Annotated in this window: 16 protein-coding genes; 10 read left to right on the top strand and 6 right to left on the bottom strand. The window is 69.5% G+C overall.

Annotation, left to right across the window (positions count from 1 at the left end; translation table 11 throughout):
• Positions 1-100 precede the first annotated feature (100 nt).
• The 4 genes from ACPYIS_RS14125 to ACPYIS_RS14110 all read right to left on the bottom strand — a co-directional run bounded on the left by ACPYIS_RS14125 (position 101) and on the right by ACPYIS_RS14110 (position 7,974).
• A complete protein-coding gene (locus ACPYIS_RS14125) occupies positions 101-4,033 on the bottom strand; it encodes a translocation/assembly module TamB domain-containing protein (protein ID WP_424858842.1) in 3,933 nt (1,310 codons plus the stop codon).
• A complete protein-coding gene (locus ACPYIS_RS14120) occupies positions 4,033-5,802 on the bottom strand; it encodes an autotransporter assembly complex protein TamA (protein ID WP_424894483.1) in 1,770 nt (589 codons plus the stop codon). Before ACPYIS_RS14120 ends, ACPYIS_RS14125 begins: the two co-directional genes overlap by 1 nt.
• A gap of 134 nt (positions 5,803-5,936) precedes the next feature.
• Complete coding sequence (locus tag ACPYIS_RS14115) at positions 5,937-7,124, bottom strand: vWA domain-containing protein (protein ID WP_424894484.1); 1,188 nt, start codon at positions 7,122-7,124, stop codon at positions 5,937-5,939.
• A 7-nt stretch (positions 7,125-7,131) separates the two neighbouring features.
• Positions 7,132-7,974 (bottom strand): AAA family ATPase, encoded by an 843-nt coding sequence (locus ACPYIS_RS14110; RefSeq protein ID WP_299019431.1) that lies wholly within the window; start codon positions 7,972-7,974, stop codon positions 7,132-7,134.
• Between the two features lie 86 nt (positions 7,975-8,060).
• Between ACPYIS_RS14110 and ACPYIS_RS14105 the strand changes: the two genes are divergently transcribed.
• Together ACPYIS_RS14105 and speE are read left to right on the top strand one after the other, a co-directional pair.
• On the top strand, positions 8,061-8,726 hold the full coding sequence (locus ACPYIS_RS14105) for a c-type cytochrome (protein ID WP_425973737.1): 666 nt from the start codon (positions 8,061-8,063) through the stop codon (positions 8,724-8,726).
• Between the two features lie 192 nt (positions 8,727-8,918).
• On the top strand, positions 8,919-10,196 hold the full coding sequence (gene speE / locus ACPYIS_RS14100) for a polyamine aminopropyltransferase (protein WP_424894486.1): 1,278 nt from the start codon (positions 8,919-8,921) through the stop codon (positions 10,194-10,196).
• Between the two features lie 14 nt (positions 10,197-10,210).
• Here speE and argH read toward each other — a convergent pair whose 3' ends face one another.
• Positions 10,211-11,662 (bottom strand): argininosuccinate lyase, encoded by a 1,452-nt coding sequence (argH, locus tag ACPYIS_RS14095; protein ID WP_424858846.1) that lies wholly within the window; start codon positions 11,660-11,662, stop codon positions 10,211-10,213.
• Positions 11,663-11,789: 127 nt separating this feature from the next.
• On the opposite strand from argH, the gene ACPYIS_RS14090 reads away from it, so the two are divergent.
• Genes ACPYIS_RS14090 through ACPYIS_RS14070 form a run of 5 tightly spaced genes read left to right on the top strand, consistent with a single transcriptional unit; the run spans position 11,790 to position 16,853 of the window.
• Positions 11,790-12,578 (top strand): LytR/AlgR family response regulator transcription factor, encoded by a 789-nt coding sequence (locus tag ACPYIS_RS14090; RefSeq protein WP_299019663.1) that lies wholly within the window; start codon positions 11,790-11,792, stop codon positions 12,576-12,578.
• 10 nt (positions 12,579-12,588) lie between these two features.
• Positions 12,589-13,608 carry a hydroxymethylbilane synthase gene (gene hemC / locus ACPYIS_RS14085; RefSeq protein ID WP_424858848.1) on the top strand — a complete coding sequence of 340 codons (1,020 nt, stop codon included), beginning with the start codon at positions 12,589-12,591 and terminating at the stop codon, positions 13,606-13,608.
• Positions 13,609-13,614: 6 nt separating this feature from the next.
• Positions 13,615-14,397, top strand: a complete 783-nt coding sequence (locus ACPYIS_RS14080) for a uroporphyrinogen-III synthase (protein ID WP_424858849.1) — start codon at positions 13,615-13,617, stop codon at positions 14,395-14,397.
• On the top strand, positions 14,394-15,530 hold the full coding sequence (locus tag ACPYIS_RS14075) for a uroporphyrinogen-III C-methyltransferase (RefSeq protein ID WP_424858850.1): 1,137 nt from the start codon (positions 14,394-14,396) through the stop codon (positions 15,528-15,530). The genes ACPYIS_RS14080 and ACPYIS_RS14075 overlap by 4 nt, the downstream gene beginning before the upstream one ends.
• Before the next feature lie 48 nt (positions 15,531-15,578).
• Entirely contained in the window at positions 15,579-16,853 is a 1,275-nt protein-coding gene (locus tag ACPYIS_RS14070; RefSeq protein ID WP_424858851.1) for a heme biosynthesis HemY N-terminal domain-containing protein, read from the top strand.
• A gap of 24 nt (positions 16,854-16,877) precedes the next feature.
• Here ACPYIS_RS14070 and ACPYIS_RS14065 read toward each other — a convergent pair whose 3' ends face one another.
• Entirely contained in the window at positions 16,878-17,483 is a 606-nt protein-coding gene (locus ACPYIS_RS14065; RefSeq protein WP_299022979.1) for a DUF2062 domain-containing protein, read from the bottom strand.
• 87 nt (positions 17,484-17,570) lie between these two features.
• Between ACPYIS_RS14065 and ACPYIS_RS14060 the strand changes: the two genes are divergently transcribed.
• Genes ACPYIS_RS14060 through ACPYIS_RS14050 form a run of 3 tightly spaced genes read left to right on the top strand, consistent with a single transcriptional unit; the run spans position 17,571 to position 20,112 of the window.
• The gene (locus ACPYIS_RS14060; RefSeq protein ID WP_299022981.1) at positions 17,571-18,320 is read left to right on the top strand and encodes a 16S rRNA pseudouridine(516) synthase; all 750 of its coding nucleotides are present in this window, start codon (positions 17,571-17,573) and stop codon (positions 18,318-18,320) included.
• Between the two features lie 23 nt (positions 18,321-18,343).
• Positions 18,344-19,261 (top strand): EI24 domain-containing protein, encoded by a 918-nt coding sequence (locus ACPYIS_RS14055; RefSeq protein ID WP_299022978.1) that lies wholly within the window; start codon positions 18,344-18,346, stop codon positions 19,259-19,261.
• Complete coding sequence (locus ACPYIS_RS14050; protein ID WP_299022977.1) at positions 19,258-20,112, top strand: competence/damage-inducible protein A; 855 nt, start codon at positions 19,258-19,260, stop codon at positions 20,110-20,112. Before ACPYIS_RS14055 ends, ACPYIS_RS14050 begins: the two co-directional genes overlap by 4 nt.
• Positions 20,113-20,116 lie beyond the last annotated feature (4 nt).

Genomic DNA, 20,116 nt, shown 5'->3' with positions numbered 1-20,116 from the left:
CGGGTCACGCAGTCCGAATTATCACCCACCCGCTGTCCGTGACAGGCGCGGCCGTTGTCGCGGTCCATGCACCCGCAGGGGGCTGCGTTCACGGCGGCACTCAATCGTAGCGGCGCTGGTAGAGCAGTTCCACGGCTTGCTCGTCGCCCGCGCGGGCGCGCAGTGTCAGATGGCGGGAGAGGTCGTACAGCACCGACACCGTACCCACCAAACCAAAAACACTGCGCTGGTAGCCAAGGTAAAGCCGATCGGAGAGGCGTTTTCCCAGCGATACCGATGCCGCGCGCACGCTGCCATCACCCTGGGGACCACCGGTGTCGACGCTGAGCTCGTCGAGCCCCAGGCGGGCTGGGAGTGAGGGACTTCCACCCTGGCGGGCACTCAGCAGTGCCAAGGCGGCACGCTGCACGAGCGCGGCCTCGGCGCCGGCACCACTCAGGGGGCGGCCCAATATCAGCCAGGCCAGGATGTCGGTCTCGGGCAGGGCTGGATCGGCGTACAGGCGCACACGCGGTGCCTGCGCCGTACCCGAGACTGTGATGCCCACGGTCTGCTGGGATACGGTTCGGGTTGCCAACAGGTCCAGCGCGGGGTTGTCGATGGCACCATTGAAACGCAATACCCCGTGCGTCAGGGTCAAACGCTGGCCGTAGATGCGGTAGTGCCCGTCCACGGTGCGCACTTCACCGACCAGTTGTGGGGCCAGGTCGTCGCGCTGCCGCCAGTGCAGCGTTCCGCGTAAACCGGTGTCCAGCCCACGGCCACTGATACGGGCATCGGCGCCGAGATCGATGCCGAGGTCCACGGACCCGGTCCATCCAGCGGGCCATAGGGACGGCATGGCGGATGGCGTGCGCCCGCGCACCACGACGTCGGCGCTCAATGTCGGCGTGTCCTCGTTCGGTAGCAGCCAGCGCAGCGTATCCAGCCGCAGCTGACCACCGAGGTCGAGGCGACGTTGCTGCGCACGCATGTCGAGCATGCCGCTCAGAACGACTCTTCGGTCGACACGCGCCAGTGGGCGCCAGCGATCCGCGCGCGCGGTCAGCGCAACGCGCGGTGTACGGGTTTCGGCATCCCATTGCGCCCAGCCGCTGAGCTGTAGCGTGCCGCCGATATCATCGGCTGGGTCGTTGGCAGCCGTGCGCAGCGTCAGCGCCTGCAGGGTCAACCGGTGGTCGGCCACAGTGGCGCGCAGGGGGCTGACACGCCAGTCGATGCCCTCGGCTCGTTGGGTCAGACGTATGTCGTCACCGGTGAGGGAGCCACTCCACTCGGGCTCGCTCCAGCTACCGCTGATGGCGACGTTGGCTTGGAGCTGGCCATCGATACGCCAGCCGGGGGGCAACCAAGGGGTCAATACCGCCAGGGGCGGTGTGCGCAGGCGTGCCGTGCCGCGCACGGCCGCATCAGGCGGCGGCAGCCAGGGCAGGGTAGCCATCGTCGCCTGGTGGGAGGCAGGCCAGTTCAGCGTCAGCTGAATGTCGGCGTCACCGCCCAGGCGGCTATCCCAGCGCAGCCGGGCCTGGGCTGTGGCGCCGTCCCAGCGTAGGTGCGCGAAGGCCTCGCGCAAGCCTGCCGCGGGTGCCGGCTCGACTTCGGTCAGCGCGCGCAGCCACACATCCCCATGGTTTCGTTGCAAGGTCACGGCCAGATGCGGGCGGGTCCGTCGTGCCGCCTCTGCGGTCAGCGGCAGGGTCACGTCCCATTGCGCCCCTAAGGCAAAGGACGCATCGGGCTGCAGGGGGGCATCTGCGGGTGGTTCGAACCCCAGGGCGGCCAGCCATGGGGTCAGCGGCAGGGAGCCGGTTTGTCCCGCAAGCTGCACCACGCCGGCTTCCCACACCAGATGCTGTAGCCTCAGCTGCGCCGAGGCGTCGCCGGCATGCACGAGCAGCGGCACGTCGTTGGCCCAAACGCGGGCCGTGTGCGGGTTTTCGCCGCTCCACGCAACGGTGGCGTCGGGCAGCGCCAGCCGCAGTGTGCGTGGCGTCCGCGGTAGCGTGGCGCTGGCGCGGAGGTGAGCGCGGTGGCCCTCGCCGGTGGCTTCGAACCGCATCGTTTGCACACGCAGCGGGCGGTCGCGGGTGTCACCCATAGGGGGCCACTGCAGTCGGTGGCTGCTCAACATCAGCCGCCAGGGGTCGGCGCCGCGAGCGTCGCGCAGCGGCAGCCGCGAACCCCAGTACGCCTGCACCATCACATCGCCGTCGGGCACAGCATCGGCGGCGCGGGCGATGCGTTGCGCCAGCTCCGGCGCGATGGCGGACGCGCGCGCAGCACCGTCCTGCAGCCAGCGCCGCAGGTGGCTAAGGTCATCGCCGCGCAGCGCGAGCTGGCCCCCGTGCGGCAAGGCGAGCAGGCGCTGGCCCAAGGGCAGCGCTCCCTCGGCCTCGAGCCGCGCGCCGGGCACGGTGGCCGCCAGCGTGCCCGTGACCTGCTGGCCGGGGTACCAACGGCCGCGCGCGTGTGCGTGCAGCGTTGCACCCCAACGTAACGAGGCGTCGAATGTCGCTGGGACGGCCGCAGAATGCCGTGCCGTGTTGCCTCGCTGCCATTGCAGCACGGCTTGTAACGGGGTGGGATCCAGTCCTGCCCACACCCGCGCAGGGTCGAGGTCGTGTAGCGTCAGGCTTAGGGTATGGACGGCGTCCACGGTGAGCCTGCCCTCGGCTGGCGGGACGGCGTTGGCGCGCGCGGTCAGTTGGCCCTGGGCCAGGCGCGCTTGCAGCGCTTCGATAATGAGGGTCGAACCATCGTGGCGCAGGATCAAGTCGACGCTGTCCAGCGGCAGTCCGCCACGGTTCCAGGGGGCTGGGCGGGCGTTGCGCAGCGAGGCGCGTAGTCGTCCGCTTGTCCCGTCGGCAGCGTCGGCATCGGGTTGCCACCGTGCGGTGCCGCTCAGATGGGTGTGTGGTGCCCCCGGCCACAGTAGGGCCAGGTCCAGCGCCTGCGTATCGAGTGTCAAGGCGCGCACCGGCCACGCCGCCCAGGGCGCAACGGTCAGATCGGCACTCAGCGTCATGGCGGGGGCATTACCGCTGCGTTCGGCGTGCCAGGTCAGCGCCGCACGCAAGGCCGCGTCGGTGCGCAGGGGGCCATCGAGGCGCAGCTGCATTGGTCCAGCCTGTGCAGGCCATCCGATGCGTTGACCGGACCACTGCCCCTTTGCATCGAAGGCGACCGTTACCTGTGACCCTGCCTGTAGCGCCAGTGTGGCATGGCCGCGCCAGCGCAACTGTCCGCTGGGGTGTGTCAGGCGCACCGTCGCAGTTTCGATGACCAGGGTGTGGCTGACCGTGGTGGCATCGTTCGCTGCTCGCACGGCGCCATGGTTTTGCGCCGTGGGCGCAAGGGACGAGGCATCTGCGTGCGCCGAAGCAGGGGGCGTCGGGTCGGCAGCAGCGCCGTTGCTGCCGACGTAGCGATATTCGGCCTGCAGCTGCTCGACGGTGACCCCGTCGCTGTCGAGCCGGGTAAGGTGTATTGGAACCTGGAGATCGGCGAGCCAGGGCAGCCGCAGTGCGCGGGCCTCGGGCGGCGGTGGCAAACCAGTGGTATCAGGGTGGACGCGCTCGCGCCGTAAAGTGACGATCCGGGCCCCTAGGGTCTGCAAGGCCACGCGTCGCTCACGCCACAGGCGCGGCCAGAAGTCGGCCGCCCAGCGCCAGTGCAGGCCCTCCACGTGCAGGCTGAAGCTTGGGCCATCCAGACGCAACGTGTCGATCTCGCCGCCTACCGCCAAGGGACCCCGTGCGCCGCTCCAGGTCAACTGCCACTCGGGGCCCAGCCAGCGTTGGCCCCAGGTCAGGGTCTGTGGTAGTGAGGTGTCCTGTCGCAGCCAGGTCAGGGCGGCGATCAGCAGCGCCAGGAGCAGTCCGGCCAAGGCGCCAGCAGCCGCCAGTATCCCCACTGCCAGTCGGCGCAGGCGGCCGCGCATCCAAAAGTGGCCGCGGGCGTTGCCTGGATCGACATTTCGCGCTGGTATCGGCTCAGCGGCGTCGGACGGGGTCGAACCGGTGATGTGCATCATCAGAATACGAAACCGACGCCCAGATGCAGCCGCCAGCGGCGATCCCGTACCGCGTAGGCGAGGTCGGCGCGCAGTGGCCCCACCGGGCTGCGATAACGCAATCCGGCACCCACGCCCAATGCGCTCTCCCGCGCCGACCAGCGATCGCCAGCCGTCGCGCCGTCCACGAACAGCGCCAGTTCCCACGGGGTGAGGGCGCCGTCGTGGCGCCAGGGACGCTGCCATTCCAGGCTGGCCAGTGCCAGCAGTCGGGCCGCCTGTGGCGCGCCGCCGTCGCCGGGGGCGCCGATGCTGCGGGGGGCGTAGCCGCGCACACTGCCGTCGCCGCCGGCCCAAAAACGCAGGCTGACCGGCACGCGGGCGCCGGCTGCTGCCCACACGGCGCCGCCCTCCAGCGTCAACGCCAGCCGTTGTCCCCGGCTGTCGTCTGCCGGCGACCACAGCAGCAGGGCGCGCGCTCGTGCGCGCGCGTAGGGGCGTTGCTCGGGGGTTCGGGTCCAGCCGGCACCCAGTTCGGCCACTAAGCCGTAGCCGTGTCGGGGGTCGTCCAGATCGTCGAATGCGCGACGGGTCCATGTCCATCCCGCGCCCAGGCCACTGGCACGTTCAGGGGCGGCACCGGCACGGCGTTCGGTCGAGGTGTCCCACTGCACGAATAGGGCACGGTCCAGCCGCAGGCCCGGTTGTTCGCGCGTCCAGCGCCATTGCTGCGTCCGCGTGTGCGACTCGTCGCGTTGCGCTTCGGCTTGCCAGCCCAGACGCTGGCGCCACCCTTGGCCGTCGAGCGGGCTGACACCTTCGAGGCCAACGATCGTGTCCTTTTGCGTCCAGCGCAGCCGCGTATCCAGCCGCCAGTCCAAGCCGGGCAGCCGAAGGTGGGTGTACTCGGCACTCAGCCGCCCGCCGCTGTCGGTGCTCAGCCCCAGTCCGATTTGCAGACGCTGGCGTGGCGCCTCGCGCACCTGTACACGCACCGGCAGCGCATCGGGCGGACCGTCGTCGGCCAACAGGACGAAGGCGCTGTCGTACAGGCCACTTTGCGTGAGTTGCCGTTGGGCGGCCAGCAGCAGCGTCTCATCGTAGGGCAGGCCAGCACGCAACCCGGCGCGCTCGGCCCAGCGCAGCGCTTGTTCGTCGGGGTAGCGCTGTGCCCCTTCTACCTGCGCCGGACCAAGCCGGATGGCGGGTCCGCTGTCCCAATGCAGGTGCAACGTGGCGCGAGCGCGTTCGGGGTCGATGTCGGCGCGGCTGGCGACCAGACGGGCCCGCGCGAAGTCGCGCTGCTGCAGAGTCCGAAGTGCTTCCCGTTTGGCTTCATCCCAAGCTGCCTGAGTGAAGTATGCGCCCTCCGGTAGGCGCCACTGGCGGCGTACTTCGGTCACGAGGCGTTCGGTCCGTTCAGGATCGGGTCCGTCCAGTCGCAGGTCCACCGCCTCGATGGTGGTGCGCGGTCCTGGCTGCACCTGCAGGTGCAGCCGCGGCGGCTGTATCTCCGGCGGGCTGAGCACCACTTGGATCAGGGGACTGAAATAGCCTTGGGTGGCCAGCAAATCACGCGCTTGTGTCGGCAGTGTCGTTTCGATGCGCAGTAACTCGCTGCGGGTGAGGTCGGGTACGGCGCGCAAGCGCTGCGCGTCGAGGTGTTGCTGCAGCAGCGCGGCCAGCGCAGGCGGGGCATCGATGTCGAGCGTGAAGGCGCTGGGGCTCGGTTCAGGGGGGGCGGCGTCGGCGCTGGGGGCACTCGCGCAACCGGCCAAGGCGGCACTCAACAGAACGGCCCATACAGCCCGGTACCAGTCCATACCGGTGGGCCAGTACCCGCGCGTCACCGTTGGCGCGGGCGCCGCCATGGGCCGTCGAACGCTGGGTGGTACCCGCGACCGCGGGTGCCGCTCGGCAGCACTCATTTGGACAGCAGCCGCATCGCCTCCTCCAGACCCTTGAGGGTGAGGGGAAACATGCGTCCGCCCATGAGTTGCTGGATGATGGCGATGCTTTGGCGGTAGGCCCACAGACCCTGCGGCTCGGGGTTGATCCAGACGTGGTGCGGAAAGGCGTGGGTGAGGCGCTGCAGCCACTCGGCCCCTGGCTCCTCGTTGTTGTACTCGACGCTGCCGCCGGGTTGCAAAATCTCATAGGGGCTCATGGTCGCGTCGCCGACGAAGATCAGCTTGTAGTCTTTGTTGTAGCGGCGGATCACGTCCCAGGTCGGGAACTTCTCGGCGTAGCGGCGGCGGTTGTTTTTCCACAGATAGTCGTAGACGCAGTTGTGGAAGTAATAAAACTCCAGGTGCTTGAATTCGGCCCGTGCCGCCGAAAAGAGTTCCTCGACGCGTTGGACGTGCTCGTCCATCGTGCCGCCGACGTCCATCAGCAGCAGGACTTTGACGTGGTTGTGCCGCTCGGGCACCATCTTGAGGTCCAGGTAGCCGGCGTTGGCGGCGGTGGCACGGATGGTGTCGGGCAGGTCCAGCTCCAGTTCTGAGCCCTCGCGCGCAAAGCGCCGCAGCCGGCGCAGCGCCATCTTGAGGTTGCGCGTGCCCAGCTCCTGTGAGTCGTCGTAGTCGCGGTACAGGCGCTGGTCCCACACCTTGACGGCGCTGCGCCCGCCTCCCTTGCCGCCGATGCGGATGCCCTGCGGGTTGTAGCCCCCGTGGCCAAAGGGGCTGGTGCCGCCGGTGCCGATCCACTTGCTGCCGCCCTCGTGGCGTTCCTTTTGTTCCTCCAGCCGCTTGCGCAGCTCCTCCATCAGTTCGTCCCACTCCAGCCGCGGGGCGTTGGCCTTTTGCTCGTCGGACAACAGGCGCTGCAGCGTCTGGCGCAGCCAGTCGGCGGGGATTTCCTGGGAAAAGTCCGCGATCTGCTCCACACCGCGAAAGTACGCCGCAAAGGCGCGATCGAACTTGTCGTAGTGCCGCTCGTCCTTGACCAACGTGGTGCGCGCCAGGTAGTAAAAATCGTCGATCGAGCACGCCTCCGGGTTGCGCGGGCCGACCACACCCGCCTGCAGCGCCTCCAGCAGCGTCAGGTACTCCTTGACCGACACGGGCAACCGCGCCGCGCGCAAGGTGTAGAAAAAGTCGATCAGCATCGGGCGGTCAACGGTTGCGCTGGTTCATGAAGACGAGCTTTTCGAACAGCACCAAGTCCTGCTCGTTCTTGAGCAGCGCCCCCACCAGCGGTGGCACGGTCAGTTTGCCGTCGGCGGACTGCAGGCTGCTCGGGGCGATGTCTTCGGCCGCCAGCAGCCGCAGCCAGTCCAGCAGCTCCGAGGTGGAGGGCTTTTTCTTCAGGCCCGGCAGTTGTCGGATGTCGAAGAACGTGCGCATGGCGGCGCTGACCAGCTCGTCCTTCAGGCCAGGGAAGTGCACGTCCACGATCTGCTTCATCGTGGCCGGCTCGGGGAAGCGGATGTAGTGGAAGAAGCAGCGGCGCAGAAAGGCGTCGGGCAGGTCTTTCTCGTTGTTCGACGTGATGAAGACCAGCGGCCGGTGCCGGGCGCGGATGAGCTCGCGCGTCTCGTAGCAGTAAAACTCCATGCGGTCGAGTTCGCGCAACAGGTCGTTGGGAAATTCGATGTCGGCCTTGTCGATTTCGTCGATCAGCAGCGCCACGGGCCGATCGGCTTCGAACGCCTGCCACAGCACGCCCTTGACGATGTAGTGGCGGATGTCCTTGACCCGGTCGTCGCCGAGCTGGCTGTCGCGCAGGCGGCTGACCGCGTCGTACTCATAGAGCCCCTGCTGGGCCTTGGTGGTGGACTTGATGTGCCACTGCAGCAGTGGCATGTCGAGCGCGCGCGCCACCTCCTCGGCGAGCATGGTCTTGCCCGTGCCGGGCTCGCCTTTGAGCAGCAGAGGCCGCTGCAGGCGGATGGCTGCGTTGACCGCCAGCACCAGATCTGGCGTGGCGACGTAAGAAGGGGTACCCGTGAAAACCATGAGTTCGTCTGCCGTGGTGAAGTGGAACGAGTCTATATAATCGGTCGTTGATTTTTGTCAAACGTCCCTCTCATTGTGCTGGCAACATGAATCGAACGCTGACTCCATTGCTCAAAACCATTGTCGCGGGCGCGACCGTCGTCGCCGCTGCCGCTGTACAGGCCCAGACACCCGCGGGGGACGTCAAAGCCGGTGAGGCCAAAGCCGCGATGTGCATCGGCTGCCATGGCATCCCGGGTTACCAGAACAGCTTCCCCGAGATCCACAAAGTGCCCATGATCTCGGGTCAGTCGGGGCCGTACATTGCCGCAGCCCTGCAAGCCTACCGCAAGGGCGACCGCAAGCACCCCACCATGCGCGGTATCGCGGGTTCGCTGTCCGATCAGGATATCGCCGATCTGGCCGCATACTATGCGAGCCACCAGACCGCTCCGGCGCCCGAACAGCCCAAGGCGGCGTCTGCCGCCGTGGCGGCTTTGCTTGAGAAAGGCGCCTGTGTGTCCTGCCACGGTGCCAATTTCAGCAAACCGATCGACCCCAGCTACCCCAAGATCGCTGGCCAGCACGCCGATTACCTGTACGTGGCGCTCAAGTCGTACAAAGTCGAAGGAAACCCGTACATCGGCCGCAACAACGCGATCATGGGGGGCATCGTCCAGCAGTTCAGCAATGCCGAGCTCAAGCAAATGGCCAACTACCTGGCGTCCATCAAGGGCGAACTGACGGTCAAGCCGCAGCCGCGCTTCCGCTGACTGCATCGCTCGCCACGACAGCGACAGCCCCGCACGCCCGTGCGGGGCTGTCGTCGTTTGGGGCATTCCCTTGCCGCCACGCCGGGTTGGGCTACGGGAAAACCCTAGTGCTGGGCTGGTATAATTTTCGGTTTCGCCCAGGCCGCCTCGGCGTGCCTGGTGGTGCAACACGATTGGATGGGGGATCGAGCCATGCAAGGGCTTCATCTGACGGCTGATCTGTACGACTGCCGGGGGGCCGACGGTCTGATGACCGATGCGGCGGTATTGGCCGAGTTGTGCCGACGCCACACGATCGGGGTGGGGCTGACCCTGGTCGATGAAAAATGGCACACGTTTCCGCCCTACGAGGGGCAGCCCGGCGGGGTGACGGGGATGTTGCTGCTGGCCGAGTCGCACCTGGCAGCGCATACCTGGCCCGAGCGGCGCGCCGTCACGCTGGACGTGTACGTCTGCAACTTCACCACCGACAACTCGGCCAAGGCCGAGGCGCTGTTGCGCGAGATCGTGGCCGCATTCGAGCCGCAGCGCAGCGAAATCCACCGCCTGCAGCGCGGCAGCGAGCAGCGCCCCCCGCTCGAGACGATTCTGGAGCCGCTCAACGACGCGGGTGATGCCGTCTACGGCTTCGTCAGCAGCGAGCGCGTGCTGGCGCGGCGCAGCCCGTACCAGACCATTGAGCTGCTGCGCACGCCGCGCTTCGGGTTGGCGATGCGCATCGACGGGCACTTCATGACGTCGGAGGGCGAGGAGTTTTATTACCACGAATGTCTGGTGCACCCGGCGGCGGTCGCACACGGCGCCGTGCGCGACGTGCTCATCATCGGCGGCGGCGATGGCGGTGCCGCCGAGGAGGTGCTCAAGCACCGCAGCGTGCAGCGTGTGGTGATGGCCGAGCTCGACGGCGAGGTGGTGGCGCTGGCGCGCGAGCACCTGCGCGCCGTGCACCGCGGCGTGTTCGACGACCCGCGGCTGGAAGTCAAGATCGGCGACGGGTTGGCGTACGTGGCCGAGACGGCCGAGCGCTTCGACCTGATCTTGCTCGACCTGACCGATCCCGAGACGCCCGCGGGGTCGCTCTATACCGAGGCGTTTTTCCGCTCGCTGCGGCGCATCCTGCGCCCGGGCGGGGCGGTGGTGCTGCACACCGGGACCCCTGTCTTCGAGCCCGATCAGGTTCAGCGTATCAACGCCGCGCTGCGCACGGTGTTCGAGCAGGTGCACCCGTTTGGGCTGTACGTGCCGCTGTACGGCGCGTACTGGGGCTTTGCGGTGGCGTCCGACCGGCTGCAACCCCGTGCGCTGGATGCCGCGACGCTGCAGGCGCGGGTGGACGCCTTGCCCGACCTGCAGTACTACAACGCCGAGGTGCACCCGGCCCTCTTTGCCCTGCCCACTTACTACCGTCGTCTGGTGCAGCCCGAGGTGGCCGCCCCCGCGCGTGCAGCGCTGGCCGAGGCGGCGCTGTAAGCCGCCCCGCCGCTTCAGCCCAGCCGGGCGCGGTGGCGCGCGATCTGGCGCCGCACCTGTTCTGGCGCGGTGCCGCCCACCGTGTTGCGCGCCTGCACGCTGCCCTGTAGGGTCAGGGCCTGGAACACGTCGGCTTCGATCGCGGGGTGAAAGCGCTGCAGGTCGGCCAGCGGCAGGTCGGCCAAGTCCACGCCCAGCCCAGCTGCGTGTCGCACCGCCGCCGCGACGGTCTCGTGCGCGTCGCGAAACGGCACGCCTTTGCGCACCAGGTAGTCCGCCAAGTCAGTGGCGGTGGCGAAGCCCTTGCGCGCGGCGGCCTCCATCGCCTCGCGGTTTACGGTCAGGCCCCCCGAGCGCTCGCCCGTGGCGGGGTCGCGCTCGCCGCCGATCATGTCGATGAAGATGCGCAGCGTGTCGCGCACCGTGTCCACGGTGTCGAACAGCGGCTCTTTGTCTTCCTGGTTGTCTTTGTTGTACGCCAGCGGCTGGCCCTTCATGAGCGTGATCAGGCCCATCAAGTGGCCCACCACGCGCCCCGTCTTGCCGCGCGCCAACTCGGGCACGTCGGGGTTTTTTTTCTGCGGCATGATGGAGCTGCCGGTGGTGAAGCGGTCGGCCAGGCGCACGAAGCCGAAGTTCTGGCTCATCCACAGAATGAGCTCTTCGCTCAGGCGGCTGATGTGCACCATGATGAGCGAGGCGGCGGCGGTGAATTCGATCGCGAAGTCGCGGTCGCTGACCGCGTCCAGGCTGTTGAGGCACAGCTGCGGCTGGCCGTCGTCGTCCACCATGCCCAGCGTGCGTGCCACGCGCTCGCGGTCCAGCGGGTAGGTGGTGCCGGCCAGCGCCGCGCTGCCCAGCGGCAGCCGGTTGGTGCGTCGGCGCACGTCGCGCAGGCGCTCTTCGTCGCGGGCGAACATCTCGACATACGCCAGCAGGTGGTGCGCAAAGCTGACCGGCTGCGCCACCTGCAGGTGGGTGAAGCCCGGCAGGATGACGTCGACATGGCGCTCGGCCACCTCGACCAGCGCGCCTTGCAGCTCGCGCAGCAGCGCGATCAGGCCGTCGATCTCGTCGCGCAGCCACAGGCGCACGTCGGTGGCCACTTGGTCGTTGCGGCTGCGGCCAGTGTGCAGCCGCTTGCCGGCGTCGCCCACCAGCTGCGTCAGGCGCGCTTCGATGTTGAGGTGCACGTCCTCCAGCGCCAGTTTCCACTCGAAAGTGCCGGCTTCGATCTCTTGCGCGATCTGCTGCAGGCCGCGCTGGATGTCGGCCCCGTCTTGCGCGCTGATGATGCCCTGCGCGGCGAGCATCTCGGCGTGCGCGAGCGACCCCTGGATGTCGGCCTTCCACAGCCGCCGGTCGAAAAAGACGCTAGCGGTGTAGCGTTGCACCAGCTCGCTCATGGGTTCGGAAAACAAGGCCGACCAGGCCTGGGATTTGGCATCGAGCTGGTTGTGCGACATGGCAGGTCAGAGGACGGGCGCGCCGATGGACGAAGCTGCAGCGTCGGTTTATAAAGGCGGTGACGTATAAACAGAAGGAAGAAATTGTACCGGCGGCACGGGCGCCGACGGGGTGGGGGTAGACACGATGGTCACTCGGGTGCTGGTGGTCGATGACGAGGCTTTGGCGCGCGAGCGCCTGCGCGATCTGCTGGGGCGGCTGCCCCTGGCGCTGGAGGTGGACGAGGCGTCGGAGGCGCGCAGCGCCTATGCCCGGCTGATCAGCGAACCTTGGGATGTGGTGTTGCTGGACGTGCAGATGCCGGGGCTGGACGGGCTGGGTCTGGCCGAGCTGCTGCGTGGGCGACCGTCGGCGCCGGCCTTGATATTCGTCACTGCGCACGCCGAGCACGCGTTGCGAGCGTTCGAGCTGGACGCGGTGGACTACCTGACCAAACCGGTGCGGCTGGAGCGACTGCAGCAGGCGCTGGACAAGGCGCTGCGCTGGCGCGCGGCGAATGTCCCGGCCACTGGTGCCCCCACCGTGGCGGACGGGGGTGTCGCGGCGGGCAGTCTGGTCATCCACGAACGGGGCCGAACCGAGCGCGTGCCGATCGCCGATATCGTCTACCTCAAGGCCGAACTCAAATACGTGACGGTGCGCACGCGCGAGCGCAGCTACATCTACGATGGCTCGCTGCACGAGTTCGAGCGCGCGCAGCCCGAGCGCTGGCTGCGCATCCACCGCAATGCGTTGGTAGCGCGTGACCGGGTGCGCGCGCTGGAGCGCGTGCACGAACGCCCCAGCGCGCGCGCCGACGAATCGTTCGATGGCTGGGTGGTGCGACTGGACGGGGTGGAAGAACGGCTGCAAGTCTCGCGCCGCCAGCTGCCCGTGGTGCGCGAGGCGCTGCAGGGCGAGCGGCTGGCGTGCTAGCATCGCCGGCATGTCGTCCTCTGCACGCTCCGGGGCTGGGTGCGCCCAGCCCGACACTGCTTTCCCCCCCCTCGACCTGACCATCGCCACCCGCGAAAGCCGCTTGGCCCTGTGGCAGGCCGAGCATGTGCGCGACCATCTGCAACGCCTTGGGCACCGGGTGCGCCTGCTGGGCATGACCACGCGCGGCGACCAGATCCTCGATCGGGCGCTGTCTAAAGTGGGCGGCAAGGGCCTGTTCGTCAAGGAGCTGGAAGTGGCGATGGACGAGGGCCGGGCGGATTTGGCGGTGCATTCCCTCAAAGACGTGCCGATGGAGCTGCCCGCGGGGTTTCGGCTGGCTTGCGTGATGGCGCGCGAAGACCCGCGCGATGCCTGGGTGTCGCCCGTGTGCGACGGGCCCGAGGGCTTGCCCGCGGGGGCGGTGATTGGTACGTCCAGCCTGCGGCGGGTGGTGTTGCTGCGCGAGGCGCTGGCGCGCCTGGGGCGGTCGGACGTTTCCATCGAGCCGCTGCGCGGCAACCTGGATACCCGCCTGCGCAAGCTCGACGAGGGCCGCTATCACGCCATCGTGCTGGCGGCCGCCGGCCTGCGCCGGCTGGGGTTGGAGACGCGCATCCGGCGTGTGTTCGAGACCCGCGAGATGCTGCCCGCGGCAGGGCAGGGGGCGCTGGGGATCGAAATCCGCATCGAGCGTGACGACGTCGCCACCGCGCTGGCACCGCTGGCCCACTGGCCGACGTGGGCCGCGGTGGCGGCGGAGCGCGCCGTCTCGCGCGCGCTGGGGGGTAGTTGTTCGGTGCCTCTGGCCGCGCACGCCACCTGGGTCGAGGCGCCGCCGCCAGCGCCGAGTGAGGCGGCACGGTTGCGTGTCGAGGCCGCCTGGGGGGATGCCGAAGGGGCGGCATCGCTGCTGCTGCGGGCAGCCGTCGAGGCCGACGTGACCGATCTGGCCAGCGCCGAGGCCGCTGGCGCGCGCGTGGCGCAAGCCCTGATCGACCGCGGGGCCCGGATCCGCATGCCGGAGTAGGGCGCCGTGTCACCCGTCGCCGCGCCGCGCCCCACGGTGGTCGTGACCCGGCCGGCCGCGCAGGCGGCGCCCTGGGTGGCGGCGCTGCGCCAGGCCGGTTGGGCTGTGCTGCCCCTACCGCTGATCGACATTGCCCCGGTGGCGGACGCGGCGACGCTGCGCGCCATGATGGGGCCGTGGCACGGCTGGGCTGCGGTGATGGCGGTCAGCCCGGCGTCGGTCGAGGTGTTGCGCGCCGCCGGTGTGCCCGCGCCACCCGACGGCGTGCGCTGCTGGGCACCTGGCGAGGGCACGGCCCAGGCCTGGCGGGCGTGGGGGGTCGATCCGGGGCGCATCGATCACCCTCCGCGGGATTCTGCCCAGATGGACTCCGAAGCGCTGTGGCCGCTGGTGCGGCAACAACTGGCCCCCGGCGCGCGTGTGCTGATCGTGCGCGGGGCGTCGCCCGACGGGCGCACCGGACGCGACTGGCTGGCGCAGCGTTGCCGCGAGGTCGGCGCGCAGGTCGTGGAGCGCGTCGTGTACCGGCGCGTGCCGCCCACGTGGGACGCCGATCGCGCGCAGCAGGCGCGGCTAGCCGTGGGGCCGGGCGCGGTGTGGCTGTTCAGCAGCAGTGAGGCCATCGCCAACCTGCCGCAACTGCTGCCGCAAGCGCCGTGGGGTCACACCCAGGCCATCGCCACGCACCCCCGTATCGCCGACGTCGCCCGTGCCCTGGGGGTGGGTCGGGTCCACACCTGCCGCCCTGCGTTGCCCGACGTGCTGCAGGCCCTAGAATCCTTGGCGTGAACGATACCGTGACGCTCTCCCCAGAACCCGCGGCACCGAGCGGGGCGGTACCGCCGCGCCCGGCTGCGATGGCGGGTGGTGCTGCGCGCGGGTGGCCACTCGCAGCGGTGCTGGTGGCGGGGCTGTCGCTGGCGGCCAGCGTCGTGCTCTGGCAACGGGTGGCGCGTGTGCAGGAGGAGCTGGCCCGCCGCAGCGCCGATACCCAGGCCGACGCCGCCGCCACGCGCGCCCTGGCCGAGCAGGCGCAGGCCACCGTGGCCGAGTTGCAGGCCCGCATCGGCGTGGCCGAGCTCAAGCTGTCCGAGGTGTCGCTGCAGCGCTCGCAGCTGGAAGAGCTGATGCTGTCGGTGTCGCGCTCGCGCGACGATGCGCTGGTGCAAGACCTGGAGGCCGCGTTACGCTTGGCCATCCAGCAAAGCCAGCTCACCGGCAGCGTGCAGCCCATCGTGGTCGCTTTGCAGGGGGCGCAGCAGCGCATCGAGCGCGCCGCCCAGCCGCGCCTGAACCCGGTGCAGCGCGCCATCGCGCGCGACCTCGAGCGTATCCGCGCGGCGTCGTTGCTGGACGTGCCTGCCCTCGTGACGCGCCTGGATGAGCTGGCTCGCGCGGTGGACGAGTGGCCGCTGCGCGCCGGGCCGCCGTTGGACGAACCCGTCGGCACGCCCGAGCCCGTCGCCGCCGAGCGCGAGACGCCACACGAGCCCGAACCGGCGGCTGCGCCGGCCAAGGCTGCCGACGATCGGTGGGCGCGCTGGCGGGCGGCGGTACAGCCTTGGGTCGAGGCGGGCTGGGCGCGTTTGCGCGCCGCCGCGCGCGACCTGGTGCGCATTCGCCGCATCGACCAGCCCGAGGCCGTGCTGCTGGCGCCGGAGCAGGCTTACTTCTTGCGCGAGAACGTCCGCTTGAGCCTGGTCAACGCCCGGCTCGGCGTGCTGGCGCGCCAGTTCGACAGCGCGCGTGCCGACGTGCGTGCCGTCGAGCGCCACCTGCGCCGCTATTTCGACACCGACTCGGCGCGCGTGCGCCAGGCGCTGCAGACGCTGGCCGAGCTGGAGCGCGATCTGCGCCACGAAACGCTGCCGCGTCCCGACGAGACGCTGGCCGCGCTGGCCGCCGCTGCCGGAGGGCGCTGACGTGCGAGTCAGCGCCCTTGCAGTCCATGGGGCCGACGGAGGTCGACCGTGAGGGGCATCTTTGGCCTGTTGTTTATCGCGGCGCTGGCGGTCGTCGCGGCGCTGCTGATGGGCGACAACCCCGCCACCGTGACCCTCTTTTGGCCGCCCTGGCGCGTCGATGTCTCGTTCAACCTGGTCGTCATCGCCCTGGTGGTGGGGTTCGTCGTCGTCTATGGGGCGCTGCGCGGCGTCGCGTTGCTGCGCGAGTTGCCGCGCCGCGCGAGCCGCTGGCGCGCCCTGCAGCAGGAGCGCGCCACGGTTGGCCTGTTGCTGCAGGCCTGGGGCTATCAGCTCGGGGGGCGGTTCGTGCGTGCGCAAAACGCGGCGCGCGAGGCGATGGCGCGCCTGCGCAGCACCGACCGCGATGCCTTGCCGTACACCGACGCCATGTGGGTGCTGGCGCACCTGACCGCCGCCGAGAGCGCGCACCAGCTCAGCCAGCGCGAGCAGCGTGACGCGTGGCTGGCCGCGGCCATCGACCCCACGCGTTCGCGAGGGGCACCCGAGGCCCGCGAGGGGGCCCTGCTGCGGGCCGCCGAGTGGGCGCTCGACGCCCGCGACGCCGAAGCCGCCGCGCGCTGGCTGGCGGAGTTGCCCCAGGGCGCGGCGCGGCGCATCCAGGCGGTGCGGCTGCGGCTGCGGCTGGCCCAATTGCGGCGTGACAACCGGGCGGCACTCGACATGGCGCGCTTGCTGGCCAAGCACCGGGCGTTTTCGGCCGAGGCCGTGCGCACCGTGCTGCGCGGCCTGTGGACGGAAGCCCTACGTGACGTGCGCGATGAGGAAGGGCTCGAGGCCGTTTGGCGCAACCAGCAGGGCGACGAGCGCCGCGACCCCGCGCGTGCGCTGGCGCTACTCGCGCACGCCCAGCGTATGCGAGGGCAGGGACAGTTGGCGCCGGAAGGGCCGCTGCCGCGCGCGGTCGACGAGGCCATCCGCGTCGCCTGGGCGGGGTACGACACGCTGTCGGCGAGCGAGCGGCTGCGCGCCGCCGGCCTCGTGGAGCCGTGGCTGCCGCGCCTGGACGCCGCTTGGTTGCCCAGGCTGGAGGAGGCCCAGCGGCGCCTGCCCGCCGATGTGGGGTTGCAGTATCTGGCAGGGCAGGCCTACCGCGCCCGGGGCCTGTGGGGCAAGGCGCAGACGTTGCTGCAACAGGTGGCCCCGCGCCTGGACGAGCCCGAGCTGCGCCGCCGGTGCTGGTGCGCCTTGGCCGAACTCGCCGAGGAGCGCGGGGACGAGGCAGCGGCACGCGACGCGTGGAAACGCGCGGCGCAGGGTTGAGAGTAGGCGGCGGCCGGGCAGTGGCTATTTGGCCGCCGTTTCGCGCCGACGCAGGCGTTGACGGCGCGCCAGCCGCACCCTCCACACCCACAGAGCATTGACGAGACCATAGACCACGATCCCGGTCACACTGGCCACGATCGCCAGCCCCACGGCAAGCGGCTTGCCGATGCCGGAAACCCAATGCCAGAGATCGGCAGCCCACGCCCACCAAGGCCGGTTTGCCCCATCGTCAACGGTACTCTCCATGGACGCGCCGGGGGTGGCCAGGATAATGCCTTCCGGGCCCGTCGTCACCCCCGGGCCGGGCTCGCTTTGCAAAACCCACGCCCCCAGCTTATAGGCTCCGTAGTACACCGGCCCGAACGTCACCGGGTTGGTGACCAACGTGCTGGCGACTGCCGCCGGCAGGTTGGCCCGCAGCAGCACGGCCAACGTGGCCGATGCCGGGATCTGGGCCACTGGGATCAGCAATCCAAAAAAGACCCCCAGTGCCAGCCCGAGTGCCAGCCCTTTGCGGTTGAGATGCCACAGCCGCGGATGGTGCAGATAGGGTGACAGCCAGCGCAACCAGCGCATGCTGTGCAACCGTTCGCGGCTGGGCAGCAGGGACAGGACGAGGTCTTTCATGGAGGGTCGTGTGTCGATGACGCGATTTTGACCGATTCCGCCGTCGCTGGTTCAGCGGGTCATCGCCCGTTATGCTCATGCCCCATGATGCGATGGGAAGATGTGTTGTATTCGCAGGGTTTCGGCACGCGCCGCGCCTGTCGGGCGCTGGTGCGGGCGGGCCTAGTCGAGGTCGGTGACGAGCGGCGCCCCGTGACCGATCCCGATGCGCCGCTGCCGCCCGAGCAAGCGGGGGCTGGCTGGGTGTTTTGGGTGGACGGCCAGCGCTGGCCCTACCAGCCACGCGCGTACCTGATGCTGCACAAACCCGCGGGTTACGAGTGCTCGCGCCGCCCGTCGGCCTGGCCGTCGGTGCTCACTCTGCTGCCTGCGCCGTTGCGCCAGCGCCCCGGTGGCGCGGCGGCAGGGGTGCAGCCGATTGGACGGCTGGATCAGGACACCACCGGCCTGCTGTTGCTGTCCGATGACGGTGCCTTCATCCACCGGATGACCTCGCCGCGTCACCACGTGCCCAAGGTGTACGTCGTCACCTGTAAGCACGCGCTCGACGACACGCAGCTGCAGCGCCTGCGCGCGGGCGTGGTGCTGCACGACGATCCGCGGCCGGCCGTGCCGGTCGGCGTCGAGCCGATCGATGCCCATCGACTGCGGCTGACCTTGACCGAGGGCCGCTACCACCAGGTCAAGCGCATGGTGGCCGCCGTGGGCAACCGCGTCGAGGTGCTGCACCGCAGCGCCGTCGGCCCGCTGACACTGCCGCCCGACCTGGCCCCGGGGCAGTGGCGCTGGCTCGGTGCGGACGAAGTGGCGGCGCTGCAAGGCGCGGCGCGGTCGTGACGTCGTGCGGTTATGCTTGCGGTATGCGCGTCTTGCTCGGTTCTTTCTGGCGCTCGGTGGCCTATTGCCTACACCCGCGGGTGATTGGGCTGTCGTTGCTGCCGCTGGTGTTGATGGTGGCGGGGGCCTTCGCGCTGGGCTACCTGTTCTGGGATCGGGCCGTCGATGCCGTGCTGGCCTGGCTGGAGAGTTGGGCACTGGTCGAGTTCGTGCTGGGCTGGCTGGACAGCGTCGGTCTGGGCGCGTTGCGCACCGTGGTGGCGCCGCTGGTGGTGCTGGTGCTGGCCACGCCCCTCATCGTCGTCGCGTCCCTGTTGCTGGTGGCGTTTTTGATGACACCGGCCATGGTCGAGCTGGTCGCGCAGCGGCGTTTCCCGGACCTGCAACGCAAGCGCGGCGGGGGCTTTTGGGGCAGCCTGGGGTGGTCGCTGTGGTCTACCCTGCTGGCGCTGCTGATGCTGGTGCTGTCATTGCCCTTTTGGCTGATTCCACCGTTGGTGCTGGTACTGCCACCGCTCATCTGGGGCTGGCTGACCTACCGCGTTTTTGCCTACGATGCGCTGGCGGAGCACGCTTCGGCCGACGAGCGACGTGCCCTCTTGACCGCGCACCGCGTGCCGCTGTTGGTCATGGGCGTGCTGGTCGGCTTGCTGGGCGCGGCACCCAGCCTGTTGTGGGCGTCAGGCGCGATGTTCATCGCGCTGGCACCGTTGCTCATCCCGCTGGCCATCTGGATCTACGCGCTGGTGTTTGCGTTTGGCTCGCTGTGGTTCGCCCATTACCTGCTGCAGGCCCTGGCCGAGTTGCGCCGCGCCAACCCGGCGCCGTCCACGGTAGCATCGTCGGATCCGGCTGCGGCCGACGGTGCGGTCATCGACGTGCCGGCACGCCCCTTGCCAGCACCCCCTCCCGCCTCGGCCCCCAACCCTCCTGCGTCATGAAAGACTCTGCCGTGCCGGTGCGTGTGCCGCGCTTCGGTCTCATCGTCATCGGGGACGAAATCCTGTCTGGCAAACGGCAGGATAAACACCTGTCCAAGGTGATCGAGCTGCTAGGGGCACGCGGACTGGCGCTGTCGTGGGCGCGCTACGTGGGCGACGATCGCGCCGCCATCACCGATGTGCTGCGGCAGGCGTTTGCCAGCGCGGATGTCGTGTTTTCTACCGGTGGCATCGGCGCCACGCCGGACGACCACACGCGCCAAGCAGCCGCTGCCGCGCTGGGCGTACAGGCGGTGCTGCACCCGCAGGCCAAGGAACTGATCGAGCAGCGCATGCGCGAGGTGGCGGCCGAGCAGGGCGTGCCCTACGAACCCGATCGCCCCGACAACGTGCACCGGCTCAACATGGGTGTTTTCCCGGTGGGCGCGCGCCTTATTCCCAATCCGTACAACCGCATTCCGGGCTTCTCGTGCGATGGGCCTGGGGGTGGCACGGTTCACTTCGTGCCGGGCTTTCCGGTCATGGCGTGGCCGATGATCGAATGGGTGCTCGACACCCAATACCCCGCCTGCCACGGGCGGGCGGCGCAGGCCGAGCGCTCGGTCATCGTCTATGGCGCTATGGAGGCCGCCTTGACGCCGTTGATGGAGCGTATCGAGGCCGACTACCCGGGTGTCAAGGTCTTTAGCCTGCCCAGTGTCGACCACCCCGAATATGGGCGCCACATCGAGCTGGGCGTCAAAGGCGAGCCAGCGGCCGTGGCGGCGGCGTATGATGCGATGCGCGGTGCGTTGCTTGCCCAGTCGGCGCGGCTGGGCCCCGAATTGGTGCGCGGTGGGGATGCACCATGATGGG

Origin of the sequence: Tepidimonas sp. HKU78 (assembly GCF_049860815.1) — a bacterium.
Taxonomy (GTDB): Bacteria; Pseudomonadota; Gammaproteobacteria; order Burkholderiales; family Burkholderiaceae_C; genus Tepidimonas.
This window is presented reverse-complemented; position numbering and strand designations above follow the sequence as displayed.